The following is a 13404-nucleotide window of genomic DNA, read 5'->3' as shown; positions in this document are numbered from 1 at the left end:
ATGACCCTCACCGACCCGGTCCACGCCACGGGCAAGTCCATCCCGCTGATCAGTGCGGTCAGTGCCATCAACTGGAACCGCATCCAGGACGACAAGGACGTCGAGGTCTGGAACCGGCTGGTCAACAACTTCTGGCTGCCCGAGAAGGTGCCGCTGTCCAACGACGTGCAGTCGTGGAACACGCTCACGCCGGCCGAGCAGCAGCTCACCATGCGGGTCTTCACCGGCCTGACGTTGCTCGACACCATCCAGGGCACCGTCGGCGCGATCAGCCTGATCCCCGACGCGATCACCCCGCACGAAGAAGCCGTCTACACGAACATCGCGTTCATGGAGTCGGTGCACGCGAAGAGCTACTCGTCGATCTTCTCGACGCTGGCCTCGACGCCCGAGATCGACGACGCCTTCCGCTGGTCCACCGAGAACGTGAACCTGCAGAAGAAGGCCCAGATCGTCCTCGACTACTACACCGGTGACGACCCCCTGAAGCGCAAGGTCGCCTCGACGCTGCTCGAGTCGTTCCTGTTCTACTCCGGCTTCTACCTGCCGATGTACTGGTCCTCGCGCGCCAAGCTCACCAACACTGCCGACCTGATCCGCCTGATCATCCGTGACGAAGCCGTCCACGGGTACTACATCGGGTACAAGTTCCAGAAGGGCCTCGAAGGCGCTTCCGAAGAGCGCAAGCAGGAGATCAAGGACTACACGTTCAACCTGCTGTTCGAGCTCTACGAGAACGAGGTCCAGTACACGCAGGACCTCTACGACGGCGTCGGGCTGACCGAGGACGTCAAGAAGTTCCTGCACTACAACGCCAACAAGGCGCTGATGAACCTGGGCTACGAGCCGATGTTCCCCAAGGAGACGACGGACGTGAACCCGGCGATCCTGTCGGCGCTCTCGCCGAACGCGGACGAGAACCACGACTTCTTCTCGGGGTCCGGGTCGTCGTACGTCATCGGCAAGGCGGAGAAGACCGAGGACGAGGACTGGGACTTCTGAGCCTGGTCTGACTCGAGGGACGCCCCGTTGGCTTCTGCCGGCGGGGCGTCGTCGTTCGCCGGACCGCACTGACGTGTCCGGTCAGCGGGTGGCGGTGGTCGGCGCGGACTCGACGAGGGCGGCGACCTCCTTGGGCCGTGCGTTCTGGTCGTCCATCGAATGCGCCCTCGGTCGAGTCCGAGTTCCCCTCGGGGCGATTGGACGGCGCTGTCATCCGGGGCCCGCCCGCAGGCGACGTTGACTGCGCCCGCAGATCTGATGTGCCTGGGCGGAGCAGGCCCTGTTCTGGTGATTCGATGTCGGAGCGGGCCGATTCGTGTGTGCGGTAGCAGGCCAGAGAGATGCTTGGTCCGCTCGCTCGCTCGGGCTGGCTACGTGGGGGACCAGCGACACGGGCGACGAGCCTGCGTTAGGTTCGACTGAGACAACACCGCTTTCCATGGGGGGACACAACGGTGACTGGAACGACAGACCTGACCGCGTACGCACTGCCGGACCTGACGTACGACTTCTCCGCGGCCGACGACCTCGCACGACAGTGCGACCTGGCGAAGACAACGGTGGAGCTCCAATCGCCGTCGCGCGCGGCGCTCGTCACGCTGGCCGGCACCGACTTCGCAGGCGGTTTCGCGGAGACCTTCCGGTCGAACGCGCAGATCGCCCAGGAGGACGCGCGCGAGCTCACCACGAAGCTCGGCGAGGTCGCGAGCGGCATCCGTGCGCTCAGCGATGCCGCGCGGGCGGAGAACACCCGCCGGCGAGAGGCCCGGGCCTGGCGCGACCGCGTGATGGCCCGCCGGACTGACCTCGTCGACAGTACTTGGGACCAGATTTTCGGTGAAGCACCCCCGCCGAGCAGTGGCAAGGTCGACGTTCCGGCCTTCCCGAGTACGAGCTACACGGCGCGTACCAGGAGCACACCGACGCCGGGTGCCGGTCCGGGAACCGGGGGAAGTGTCTCGTCCGCGCGACCAGACCGCCTCCGGGCGTTCGCGTCCGGATCCGCCTCCCTGAACGGCAGCCTGCAGGCGCTCCCGGGGCGGATCGAGGCTGCCCTGGCGGCCTTCACCCAAAGGTGCGACTTCGGCCGAGTTGACCTGTCGACGCTCCTCGCGGGCTTCCGGGCCTGGTCGACCGCCAATGAAGGCGACGTGGACCGGGCGAACACGATCGCAGCTGCCTTCGAAGCAGCCGGGGCGAGCGGAGACGTCGTCTCGCTGAACGACACTTCGCTCCTGGCCGCGCTACTGGCGGCGGGGGTGGGCCGGACGCGGACCGACCTCGACTTCGGCGCCCCGTCGTTGCTCGGCGCGGTCCCCACCAGTGGCTTCGCAGCCGACCCCGTGAACACGGCGACCGGCAACTTCGTCGAGCTGGAGCGTGACCTCTCCTTCGCCGGAGGCGCTGAGGGCTTCGAGCTCACGCGGTTGTACAACTCGTTCGACCTCGTCACTGGTTCTTTCGGTCGCGGGTGGTCCTCAGTCCTCGACAAGCGCCTCGAGGTCCTCGCCGACCATGTTGAGTTGGTGCACGATGACGGCCGACGGAGCACTTTCCCGACCCGGGGCGACATCGCGGTTCGTGCCGTCGGAGAGAACCTGTGGCTGGCACCAGAACCCGACCCGACGGCGGGTTCGACGGTTGACCGTGAGGTGGTCCTCGTCGTCCGTGACAACGCCGGCTCCTGGTGGTCGTTCACATCCCGAGGGGTGTGGATCGCCGCGGGTACCGGGACCGCGGCGACCACCAAGGCCGTGCGGGACGGCGACGACAGGCTCGTGCGGCTCCAGCACCGACGCGGGCGGTTCATTGACTTCCTTCACCGCGACGGGCTGGTCCGTTCGGCGCGCTCCTCCGACGGACGCACGGTCACGTACGACTACGCCGACGACGGTGCACTCAGGTCGGTGACGGGTCCCGGCGGAACGCGGACGTACACATGGGAGGATGGCGGTCGCATCGAGCGGGTGACGGCGGCGGACGGCGTCGTCGAGTGTGCGAACATCTACGACCAGCACGGTCGTGTCCTCCTGCAGACGACTCCGCAAGGCCGCACGGTCCGGTTCGCGTACCTTCCCGGACGGGTCACGTCCGTCGCCGATGAGGACGGCACACAGTCGAACACGTGGACATCCGATCGCCACGGTCGCGTGGTCGCGATCACCGACGCGGATGGTCGACGACAGTCGTTGAGCCACGACGAGCACGGGAACCTCGTGGCCTCGACCGCTCGTGACGGATCAGTCGCGGTGCACAAGTACGACGACCGCGGGCGCCTCACCCGCACCGTCGCAGCGGACGGGACCGACACGGTCGTCGCCCACGACGATCACGACCGCGTGCACCGCATCGAGCGCGACGGGCGAAGCGTCTCGTTCACGTACGCCGACCCCTCGGCGACGTACCCCTCGCTCGTCGTCGACGAACGAGGCGCTCGCTTCACGATGAACTGGGTCGACGACCTGCTCGTCCGCGTCGAGGACCCTGAGGGCGTCGTGCTGATGTACGAGTACGACGTTTCGGGTGACCTCGTCGCTGTCACGGACGCGCTCGGCGGGACGACCCTGTACACGCGGGACCACGTTGGTCAAGTGATCACGACCACCACTCCTCTGGGACACCGGACGCGCTTCCAACGTGACGCCGCCGGCCTCGTGACGTCCTGTGAAGCCCCAGACGGTTCCGTGTGGACGTTCGAACGCGACGCGGGTGGTCGTGTCATCTCGGTCGTCGATCCGGTGGGCGGGCAGACAACATACGAGTACGGAACCGGTGGCAGCGTCACGCGCGCCACGGATCCGCTCGGACGGGCGAGCGACGTTCGGTACGACAATCTGGGTAACCTGCACGAGATCCTCCTGCCGGACGGTACTCACTGGAAGATGCTCCACGACGCGCTCTCGCGACTGCGCGAGGTGACGGATCCGGCAGGTGGGCGATGGCTCCGGGAGTATGACGCCGTCGGGCGCCCGACGGCACGGATCGATCCAGCAGGCGTCCGCTCTGTCGTCGAGCAGACAGATCGTCCTGCGGCAGTACCGTTCTTGGACCTCGACCTCGCGGGCCGCGTAGTCGCCGGTACGTCTCCGCTCGGTGACCGTACGACCATCGAGTACGATGTCTGCGGTCGGCTCTCGGCGTGGACCGATGCAGACGGTGGCAGGACGATGCTCGGATACGATGCGGACTCGCGGATTGTGGAACGCATCGAGCCCTCGGGTGCCGTCACCACGTTCGAATACGACGCCTGTTCACGGCTGGTTGCGGAACGAGTGCCCGGCATCGGGACGACGCGGTACGGTCACGACCCTGCCGGGCGTCTGGTCACTGTCGACGACTCACCGAACGGTCGCCGGACGATCACCCGGGACATTGCCGGGCAGGCGGTCGCGGTCGACGACGCGCTCGGGCACTCCACGACCTTCCACCGGGACGTCCTCGGGCGGGTCACGCAGATGGTCGGGCCCTCCGGCGGGCGCACGCTGAACACCTGGACCGGGCTCGGTGACATGGCGTCGACGACCGACCCGATGAGCCGCGCCGTGACGTGGACGCGGGACGCAGCCGGCCGACCGACGGCCCGCACGAATCCCGATGGCCACACGACCACGTGGACCCACGACCCAGCAGGGCGGGTGACCGAGGTCCGTCAGGACGGCCGACTCGTTGCGGCAGTCGCGCGGGACGAGTCCGGCCGATTGATCACGATCACCGACAGGACTCACCCCGACGGCGAGCAGACCGAGCACCGGCTGGAGTACGGCGCCCGGCACGAGCTGCTCCGGCGCACGACGACTCGTGCCGGGCGGAGCATGACGACCGGATGGGAGTACGACGCCGCTGGCAACCAGCGCGCGATGACCACGCCGGACGGCGTCAGGACCGAGTACGACCGTGGTCGTGCAGGCATCCTGACCGGCATTAGGCGGCCCGACTTCCCCGACGCCTCATTCCGGTACGACGGTGACAGCCGGCTGACCGAGGTCGTCGCCGGGTCCGTGGGTCAGTCGTGGCAGTACCGCGATGGCTTCGTCGTCTGGCATGTGTCAGACGGGCGGAAGACCACGCTCGAGCGCGACAGCCGAGGGCGCGTCGCTGCCGTGCGCGATCCGGACGGGATGACCGTGACGTACGAGTACGACGAGGCGTCGCAGTTGGTTGCCGCGACCGGGACGACCGCGTCGACTTGGACCTACGATCGCTCCGGCCGGATGGTCGAGGAGCGAGACGCATTCGTGAACACCTCGTACCTGCACGACGCCACCGGAGCGCTCCTGCAAACCGAAAGCCGAGGCGACGGGACCGCGGTCGTCCGGTTCGAGTACGACAGCTCAGGCAGGCGTGTCCTCTCCGCAACCGACGACGGCACCACCACGTACGTGTGGGACGAGCTCGGTCAGCTCCGCACAGTCGTGCGCGCAGACGGGGTGGGCGTGAAGCGCTCCGACCTGTGGTTCAACGCTCTCGGTGAACTCGCCGAGGTCAACGGCACGGCGCTTTGCTGGGATCCGACGGCACCCGTGCCCACCCTGCTGGCGATCGGTGACGTTCCGATCGTCACCGCGCCCGGGATGCTCGGCGTCGACGGGAGCTGGATCACCTCGGGGTGGCGTCGTTCTCGCTCCGCGCAGCTACACGACCCGTGGTTCTCGACCGACGTCGCGACGTCACCGCGCCTCCCGGACGGCATCGAGGTCAGTCCGACCGGCACCGTCCTGGTCGGTGGACTCGAGCTGAGCGGAGCACGAGCGTACGATCCGTCGGTACGGTCGTTCCTGTCCCCAGATCCCCTGCCCCCGGTGGCGGGTGCGGCCTGGGCCGACAACCCGTACGCCTTCGCTGGCAACGACCCGGTCAACCAGACCGACCCGACCGGACTCCGACCGATCACGGACGCGGAACTCGCGGCGTACGGAGCCGGCCGACAGGGCTTGCTCGGGATCTCGTACCACTTGTCGAACAACGGCGCCTTCTCGATGGACGGGGATCTGCACGCCTCGCACGCCTTGTCATGGCTGCTCGGCATGTCGCTCCTCGACTCACGCATGCCGGGCCCAGGCGTCGTCCTCGGCGCGCTCAGTCCGCTCCCGCTGGTCGGTATCCCTGTCGGCATGGCAGCGGACTTCTACGCCGGGACCGTCCTGACGAGTGGGCAGGGTGAGATGCTCTTCGGGTGGGCGACGGGCACGTCACCTCGGACGTTGCTCTACGGATCGGACAGCAAGATGACGCAGGTCGTGAGGAACGAGCTGCCGGGCGACCAGCGCAGGGACATCCTCGACGATCTGAAGGACACGGGCGTCGCGACCGGGTACGGCTACCAGGCGGGACCCGCGTCGTTGACGAACCAGAACCTCCTCCGGGACATCCGCACGGTTGTCACCTGGCCGGTGGCGTCTGAACGGGATCGCACTCTCCTGGCCCTCGGGACGTACGACGTTGACGCGAAGGTCGTGTCGAAGGGCGACGACGGAACCACCGTGGTCGAGTACACGGCGACGAACGAGACCACGCTCGGCTCCGCCCTGCGGATTCCCGGGCTCGACTACGACGCGTTGAACCGAGCCGCTGGAGACCACGGTCCGTTCTCGCGGGTGACGGAGCGGTTCACGTGGACGGAGAAGGTGAAGTTGTGACTAGACACCTGGCGGGCGTCGCGACCTCGATCGCGGTGCTGGCGATGTTGTTGACCGGTTGCGCCGTCACGGCACAGCCTGAGCCGCAGGACTACGCCGGCACTTGGGTCCTCAAGGGTGCGGACGGCGACGGAGCGGCGGAGTTCACCGTGTCGGCGGATCGAACGTACACGGCGCGCAACATCCCGATCGACCTCGCGTGCCGGACCAGGAACGCTGCGACGAGCCCTCCGGGCTGCGCGGGCGGCGGGGACTCGGCGAGCTTTTCCGGACGCTGGAAGGTGGCCGACGGGGACTCGACCGGCATTCGGTTCTACTTCGATGACCGCTTCGTGCGCCAGGGTTACTCGACCAACGACGGACTCGGTTTCTACGTCGGATCACTCGATGTGCCGCGTCCCGACTACCTCTTCGTCCGTTCGTCATCGGACTGACCGGAAGCCTTCTCACGCAGCCCGTCCGGTCACTGTCCCGAAGCACTCGACTCGCTCGCGCAGATGGTCGCAGACGGGAAAATGGGGCCATGACCGTCCCGACCCGCACACGTCTGCGCGGCGCCGTCGTGACCATGCTCGCGGCCGTGGAGCTCGCGACGACCGGATGCGCCTCGGGCGGCGCCGGCAGAGGAGATGACGTGACCGGAGAGGACACACGAGACGCGGCCGGCAAGACGCAGGCACAGGTCGCGAATCTGTCGTTGAAGGACGAGTTCGACTCGGCCGGCGAGCGGTACGAGCGCGACCAAGGAGAACTCCTACTCCTTCCGAGGCGTCCGCATCATCGGACCCGACGGCGCGACCGGCGCGGAGCAGAACCTCGAACCGACGCAGCGCTCCTTCGATGAAGAAGGATGGCGGTCGCGCAGCGCGAAGTTCGGGACGGACCACGAGGTCCGGGCCGGGGTGACCTGGAGCGTCCGCCCGAACGGGCAGTACTCGCTCGGCGTGCACAGCGAGGCCTTCTGGGCGCGTGATGCTCCAGCGTTCATCAAGGCGATCTCGCTGCGCGACCCCGCCGACTTCCCCGATGAGACCGAGCCCGCTGTCTCGGAGCCGTTCCCGAAGTGGAGCGATCCAGTCCGGGAGCGTTGACCACATGGCCAGGGCGGGTCTTGAGGGTCGACCGCCGCCGTGCCTCCAGCGAGACGACGTCGAGCGACGGCTGCTCAGCCTCACGCAGGCGGCGTCGTTCCCGCGCCCTCGGTGTCGTCTGCGCCAGCCGGAGCGGTGCCGGCCTGGTCGAGGTTCTCGTGCGGGTCACCCATGTCGCCGGTCGCCTTGCCTGCGGGTGACAGCCCGAAGTGCTTGCGGACGGCGTTCGCCTCGGAAGGGGACAAGGTCTGTCCGACTCCGACTCCGACGGACGGCGCGCCCTTGATCGCGCTCTTCGTGTACCCGACGTGCAGGTCCGTGCCGTCGAAGGTGGCGTCCTCGACCGGGACGAGCGTGGTGTGACCCCCGAGGAGTCCGGTCGCGACGCTGACGAACGCAGCGCTGCCGTCCTCGTCGGAGGGGAACACCTGCGCGACCTTGCCGACCGATGCGCCGTCGCGGTCTCGGACGGTCGCGTGCTCCACTTCGTGGATCTGGTCCTTCGTGATCATGTGTGCAGTCAACGCCCTCGGCCTGACACCGGTGAGTCAGTCTGCGCGTCCTCGTGACCGGTCTGATCCTCGAGCGCCGCTCGGCGTACCGCGAGGTGGGCAGCAGGAACGGAGAGAGCTGCGCCGCCCACGAGGATGACCGACGCGACGATCGCCGGGGCGGGGCGGGGCGGGGCGGGGTGCGGAGCGCGGGTACGAGGGATGCACACCGCGCACCAGAGGACGGTGATCACGCCCGAGATCGGCGTCGGAGGTAGCGCCGCTCGGTGCCCGGTCCGCCAGGCGTCGTCGCTGGACATCCGTGGCGCGCGTCCGGACGCCGGCGAGGTAGTTCCGGCCGAGCTGCCCGGTCGCAGCTCTCCACGTCAACCACATCACGAGGACCGCTCCGCCGATCTCGAGGGCGAGTGCGGACGCCATTGCTAGGTCGACTCGTTCGTGTCGTACGGGTCCGTCGCCTTCCCGCGCGGGACCGAGATCGACGACGTCCACGCCGCGAACGTGTACGCGAAGGACGATCCGCTCGCGCCGGTCGGTCAGTGGCTGGGCATGGCGACCGGAGCGGATCCGCTCGGGTTCGACGGCGTGCAGGAGTTCTCCTCGGAAGCAGCCGAGGGTACGAGAGGGGTGACGGGCCACGACATGTGGCACGACTCCGATTCGGACGACGTCGGGTACCTCTCGAACGATTCGACCACGCTCCGCACGCTGGCGCAGATCGTCGCAGACGGGAAGATGGGGCCATGAGAGTCAAGCTTCGTCGCCGACTGCGCGGCGCGATCGTGACCATGCTCGCGGCCGTGGTGCTCACGACGACCGGATGCGCCTCAGGCGGCGCAAGCAGAGGAGGCGACGTGACCGGACAGGACGCGCAAGACGCAGCAGGCAAGACCCAGGCACAGGTAGCCGATCTCTCGTTGCAGGACGAGTTCGAGCTGGCTGGCGAGCGGTACGAGCACGGGCAGGCCGTGCTCGCAGCCGCACAACGACAGATCTCGGACGGCACGTGGTACTGGAACGGCGGAGACGTCCGTCCTCTGCCCGCAGGCGACGACGCGTTCGGCAAGGCGCCGGAGGGTGCGACCAACGAGAACTCCTACGCGTTCCGAGCCGTACGGATCATCGAACCGGAGGGTGCGACCGGCGGGGTGGAGGACCTCGATCCGATGCAGCGCTACTTCGATGAAGAAGGGTGGCGCTGGAGCAGCGCGAAGGTCGGTACGGATCACGAGGTCCGGGCCGACACCGGTGACGGATGGTTGGTGACCTGGAACGTGCGGCCGAACGGGCAGTACTCGCTCGGGGCGTACAGCGAGGCGTTCTGGGCACACGATGCTCCGGAGCTCATCAAGGCGATCGCACTGCGCGACCCCGCCGACTTCCCCGATGAATCCGAGCCGGGTGTCTCGGAGCCGTTCCCGAAGTGGAGCGATCCTGTCCGGCAGCGCTGATCTCCGCACGAGGGTGCGCCTCGCAGATGCCGACCGGTCTGCGAGGAACTCCCGCGTGGCACCCACTCGGTGGAGGGCTGTCGCCGGCCTCCGAACGACCGCAGCCGCACTGCTCATGGTGGTCGTCCTCACCGGCTGCAGCGCCGGCATCGGGAAGACTCCCGAGCAGGCGAAGGAGTCCATCGTCACGTTCGTCGAGGGCTCGACCGACGTGGTGGGGGACGGCTGGGAGGTCAGTGAGGGCCCTGGGCTCGGGAAGTGCGGCCTCGCCCCGGGCGTCCGCGGCGTCGAGTACTCCTACGCCATGGTCCGGTCCGCGAGCGTTGACCCGAAGGCCGACGTCGAGGCGGTGGAGCAGCACTGGAAGGACCTCGGGGTCACGACCGAGCGCTACCAGACCGGCGGCGAGGACCCGATCCTCGGCGTCCGAGGTCGCGGTGGCCCAGCGAAGTCTTCGGACTTCCGCGCTGATCCCCGCGGGTACACCATCGACGGCAGCTCGCAGTGCTTCGTGGGAAACTTCGACCGGATGAGCCTGGACAGCCAGGACTGACGGACGTGACCCGCCTGCCGGAGCCGAGCAGTGCCTCCAGGTCGGTCCGGAGCCGCGCCGTTACCGCGCTGCCGGTACCGCGACGTCCGCCAGCTCGGCCCGCACGATGTCCGCACCCGCGGACAGTGCACTGAGCTTCCCGAGCGCCGCGCCCCGCGCCAGCGGTGCCATCCCGCAGTTCGAGCGCGGCGACGCCCCAGTCCTGCACCTCGTCGTGGAAGACGGTGAAGGCGGGCTCGTCGAACTGGATGACGTCGACGGCCGCAGCTTCGAGCTCCCGCGCCTCTTGGATCACTCCCCGTTGCGCTGGAGCTCCTCCGCGTCGCCAGCGGTGCAGGAGGAGACGGCGTCGAGACTGTAGCCGCGTTCGTCGGCGAGGAAGTCGATGCTTTTCATCGGGCCACCGACACCTCGGAGGCCGAGCGTCGGATCCGCGCCGCCGCTCTTGTATCGCTCGGTTTCTATCCCCTTCTCCTTCCAGAGCCGTTCGACGTTCGCCACGTCTTCGGCGGGGTCGCTGCTGCGCTGCTCCCGCATCTTCGTGTAGAAGTACGCAGCGCCGCGTCCGCCGCTGTCGCGATTGCAGCCCTGGACTGCCGGTCCGCTCGCCACCGACCACGCGCCGCCGACCGCGTTCGCGGTGTCGTCGACGATCGCCATGACGGCCTCTTTTGCCTGGGTAGGGGTCTGCTCGTTCTCCACGATGGTTCCTCCGTTGCATCCCGTCAATGAAAATACCGCTGCCGCGACTACGGCGATCGTTGCCGACAAACGAACCGTCGGCAGCTGGGGAGTCCGTTGGATCATGCGTCGAGCCAAGTCGCTACTCGTGATCGGCGGATTCGTGGTGGTTGCTGATGCCGTGAAGACCTGTGCGCTCCTTCTCGGCGTCAGCCTTGGCGGCGGTCACGGCTTCGCTGAGGCCATCCAAGGCAGACGCGAGCTTCAGACGGTCCCCGGCTTCTATACCCACGGATTCGATGAAGAGGCCCGCGTAGGCACCTTTGAAGTCCTGAGCTGCGTCCTCAGCAGCTCCACGCCTAGCGCAGGCTTGCGCCCGCATGACATCTGCCGCAGTCTTTGCAGCCTGGGCCAGGCGATCAGCCACGGCGTCGTCGAACGGTATCGCACCCACGAGATCCCCCAATGTTTCCCCCGGCAATAGCGAGCCTACCGGGATCAAGCTCGCGGGACGCCGACCATCATCCGCTGTGGGAAAGCCGATGAGGCCTCTTGGATCGCCCGCGTCTTTCGTGTGGCGGGGACCCCGGACAGTATTCATTGGGTCGACGAGATCCACGCCGATGCGGTGTGGGCAAGCAGGGATGTCAGTTCGCTCCTGGTCCCGCGGCGGTTACCTCGACGACGACACGCAGCCGCTGCAGAGCGTCGGGTACGCCGTAACCGGCCAGCCCAAACGACTCACGCGATGATCATGCGAACATCGCAGAAGCAAAGCGAACGGGGTGGGGCTGCCAAATGAAACAACCTCGGCGGAAAGCCGTCATCGTCCTCCGGTCGGCAGGAGCCGTACTGCTCGCTGTCGCCGTCCTCACTGGTTGCAGCGAAGGGTCTGGCATGAACACGAAAGAAGCGAAGCAGTCCATCGTCACGTTCGTCGACGAGTCGACCGACGTTGTCGGCGACGGTTGGGAACCCAACGACGGTCCACGGCTGGGGAAGTGCGGACTCGGCGTCGGGGTCGGGGGCGTCCAGTACGTCTACGCGAAAGTCCGGTCCGCGAGCCCTGACCCGAAGGCCGACGTCGAGGCGGTGGAACAGCACTGGAAGGAGCTCGGGGTCACGACCGAGCGGTACCAGACCGGCGGCGAGGACCCGATCCTCGGCGTCCGGGGCAGGGGTGGCCCGGTGAGCTCCTCCGACTTCCGTGCCGATCCCCGCGGGTACACGATCGACGGCAGCTCACAGTGCATCGCGGGGGACTTCGAGAAGATGAGCCTCGACAGTCAGGAGTGACGACCGCGACCTGACCACCGGAACCGAGCCGCGCCTCCAGACCGGCCCGAGAACGCGAGCCCCTGCCGGGCGCGACATGGAAGACGGCCCGCCCCGTTGCCGAGGCGAGCCGTCCTGTGCATCCGGGCCGCTAGCGCTATACCGGCACGGCGACGCTGGCGAGCTCGGCCCGCACGATGTCCGCCCCTGCGGACAGCGCGCCGAGCTTGTCGAGCGCGGCCCCACGCGCCAGCGGTGCCATCCCGCAGTTGGAGCTGGGGATGAGCTTGTCCGCGTCGACGAACTCGAGCGCCCGCCGCAGCACCTCCGCGACCTCTTCCGGGGTCTCCACGGTCTCGGTCGCAACGTCGATCGCCCCGAGCATGACCTTCTTCCCCCGGATGAGCTCGACGAGCTCGAGCGGCACATGGGAGTGGATGCACTCCAGCGAGACGATGTCGATCGACGACTGCTGCAGGAGCGGGAACGACTGCTCGTACTGCCGCCATTCGGCGCCGAGCGTCTCCTTCCACTTGTTGTTCGCCTCGATGCCGTACCCGTAACAGATGTGCACGGCGGTCTCGGCGCGCAGGCCCTCGGCGGCTCGTTCGAGTGCGGCGACGCCCCAGTCCTGCACCTCGTCGTGGAAGACGGTGAAGGCGGGCTCGTCGAACTGGATGACGTCGACGCCGGCGTCCTGGAGCTCGCGGGCCTCCTGGTTGAGGATCGTGGCGAACTCCCACGCCAGCTTCTCGCGGCTCTTGTAGTGCTGGTCGGAGAGGGTGTCGATCATCGTCATGGGGCCGGGGAGCGCCCACTTGATCGGTCGGTCGGTCTGTGCGCGGAGGAACCGGGCGTCGTCGACGAAGACCGGGGCGGGACGACTCACGGCGCCCACGACCGTGGGGACGGCAGCGTCGTAGCGGTCGCGGATCCGGACGGTCTCCTTGCGGTCCTGGTCGATGCCGTCCAGGTGCTCGATGAACGTCGTGACGAAGTGCTGGCGGGTCTGCTCGCCGTCGCTGACGATGTCGATGCCGCGGCGCTCCTGCTCGTGGACGGCGGAGCGGAGGGCGTCCTGCTTGCCCTCGGTCAGGGCGTCTCCTTCGAGCAACCAGGGGGACCAGAGCCGCTCGGGCTCGGCGAGCCAGGACGGCTTCGGCAGGCTGCCGACGATCGAGGTGGGAAGAAGGGAGGTCATGC

13 protein-coding genes and 1 pseudogene are annotated in these 13404 nt (G+C 67.9%); 9 read left to right on the top strand and 5 right to left on the bottom strand.

The features are described 5' to 3' along the window. The 5 genes from nrdF to ACXKZB_RS16130 all read left to right on the top strand — a co-directional run bounded on the left by nrdF (nucleotide 1) and on the right by ACXKZB_RS16130 (nucleotide 7729). On the top strand, nucleotides 1–1002 hold the full coding sequence (gene nrdF / locus ACXKZB_RS16150) for a class 1b ribonucleoside-diphosphate reductase subunit beta (RefSeq protein ID WP_071295675.1): 1002 nt from the start codon (nucleotides 1–3) through the stop codon (nucleotides 1000–1002). Nucleotides 1003–1457: 455 nt separating this feature from the next. Beyond that, a complete protein-coding gene (locus ACXKZB_RS16145; protein WP_488823834.1) occupies nucleotides 1458–6638 on the top strand; it encodes a DUF6531 domain-containing protein in 5181 nt (1726 codons plus the stop codon). Beyond that, the gene (locus tag ACXKZB_RS16140) at nucleotides 6635–7072 is read left to right on the top strand and encodes a hypothetical protein (protein WP_488823833.1); all 438 of its coding nucleotides are present in this window, start codon (nucleotides 6635–6637) and stop codon (nucleotides 7070–7072) included. Before ACXKZB_RS16145 ends, ACXKZB_RS16140 begins: the two co-directional genes overlap by 4 nt. An 89-nt stretch (nucleotides 7073–7161) precedes the next feature. Further along, the gene (locus ACXKZB_RS16135) at nucleotides 7162–7482 is read left to right on the top strand and encodes a hypothetical protein (protein ID WP_488823832.1); all 321 of its coding nucleotides are present in this window, start codon (nucleotides 7162–7164) and stop codon (nucleotides 7480–7482) included. A 58-nt stretch (nucleotides 7483–7540) separates the two neighbouring features. Further along, nucleotides 7541–7729, top strand: a complete 189-nt coding sequence (locus tag ACXKZB_RS16130; RefSeq protein ID WP_488823831.1) for a hypothetical protein — start codon at nucleotides 7541–7543, stop codon at nucleotides 7727–7729. Between the two features lie 80 nt (nucleotides 7730–7809). Here ACXKZB_RS16130 and ACXKZB_RS16125 read toward each other — a convergent pair whose 3' ends face one another. After that, on the bottom strand, nucleotides 7810–8241 hold the full coding sequence (locus tag ACXKZB_RS16125) for a hypothetical protein (RefSeq protein ID WP_488823830.1): 432 nt from the start codon (nucleotides 8239–8241) through the stop codon (nucleotides 7810–7812). A 438-nt stretch (nucleotides 8242–8679) separates the two neighbouring features. On the opposite strand from ACXKZB_RS16125, the gene ACXKZB_RS16120 reads away from it, so the two are divergent. From ACXKZB_RS16120 to ACXKZB_RS16110, 3 genes are all read left to right on the top strand, one after another. Then, on the top strand, nucleotides 8680–8988 hold the full coding sequence (locus ACXKZB_RS16120) for a hypothetical protein (RefSeq protein WP_488823829.1): 309 nt from the start codon (nucleotides 8680–8682) through the stop codon (nucleotides 8986–8988). Nucleotides 8989–9095: 107 nt separating this feature from the next. Continuing rightward, nucleotides 9096–9692, top strand: coding sequence for a hypothetical protein (locus ACXKZB_RS16115; RefSeq protein ID WP_488823828.1), 597 nt, complete (start codon nucleotides 9096–9098; stop codon nucleotides 9690–9692). 55 nt (nucleotides 9693–9747) lie between these two features. Next, nucleotides 9748–10245 (top strand): hypothetical protein, encoded by a 498-nt coding sequence (locus ACXKZB_RS16110; protein WP_488825953.1) that lies wholly within the window; start codon nucleotides 9748–9750, stop codon nucleotides 10243–10245. A 178-nt stretch (nucleotides 10246–10423) separates the two neighbouring features. Here the strand turns inward: ACXKZB_RS16110 and ACXKZB_RS16105 are convergent. The 3 genes and pseudogenes from ACXKZB_RS16105 to ACXKZB_RS16095 all read right to left on the bottom strand — a co-directional run. Continuing rightward, nucleotides 10424–10534, bottom strand: a pseudogene (locus ACXKZB_RS16105) (methionine synthase); the annotation flags it as partial. A gap of 2 nt (nucleotides 10535–10536) precedes the next feature. Next, nucleotides 10537–10905 carry a hypothetical protein gene (locus ACXKZB_RS16100; RefSeq protein ID WP_456796160.1) on the bottom strand — a complete coding sequence of 123 codons (369 nt, stop codon included), beginning with the start codon at nucleotides 10903–10905 and terminating at the stop codon, nucleotides 10537–10539. Nucleotides 10906–11068: 163 nt separating this feature from the next. Next, nucleotides 11069–11545 carry a hypothetical protein gene (locus tag ACXKZB_RS16095; protein ID WP_488823827.1) on the bottom strand — a complete coding sequence of 159 codons (477 nt, stop codon included), beginning with the start codon at nucleotides 11543–11545 and terminating at the stop codon, nucleotides 11069–11071. Between the two features lie 278 nt (nucleotides 11546–11823). On the opposite strand from ACXKZB_RS16095, the gene ACXKZB_RS16090 reads away from it, so the two are divergent. Then, nucleotides 11824–12222, top strand: coding sequence for a hypothetical protein (locus ACXKZB_RS16090; RefSeq protein ID WP_488823826.1), 399 nt, complete (start codon nucleotides 11824–11826; stop codon nucleotides 12220–12222). Nucleotides 12223–12358: 136 nt separating this feature from the next. Here ACXKZB_RS16090 and ACXKZB_RS16085 read toward each other — a convergent pair whose 3' ends face one another. Then, nucleotides 12359–13402 carry a methionine synthase gene (locus tag ACXKZB_RS16085; protein ID WP_488823825.1) on the bottom strand — a complete coding sequence of 348 codons (1044 nt, stop codon included), beginning with the start codon at nucleotides 13400–13402 and terminating at the stop codon, nucleotides 12359–12361. Nucleotides 13403–13404: the final 2 nt, after the last annotated feature.

It is taken from the genome of Curtobacterium sp. ABR8, assembly GCF_057812125.1.
This window is presented reverse-complemented; position numbering and strand designations above follow the sequence as displayed.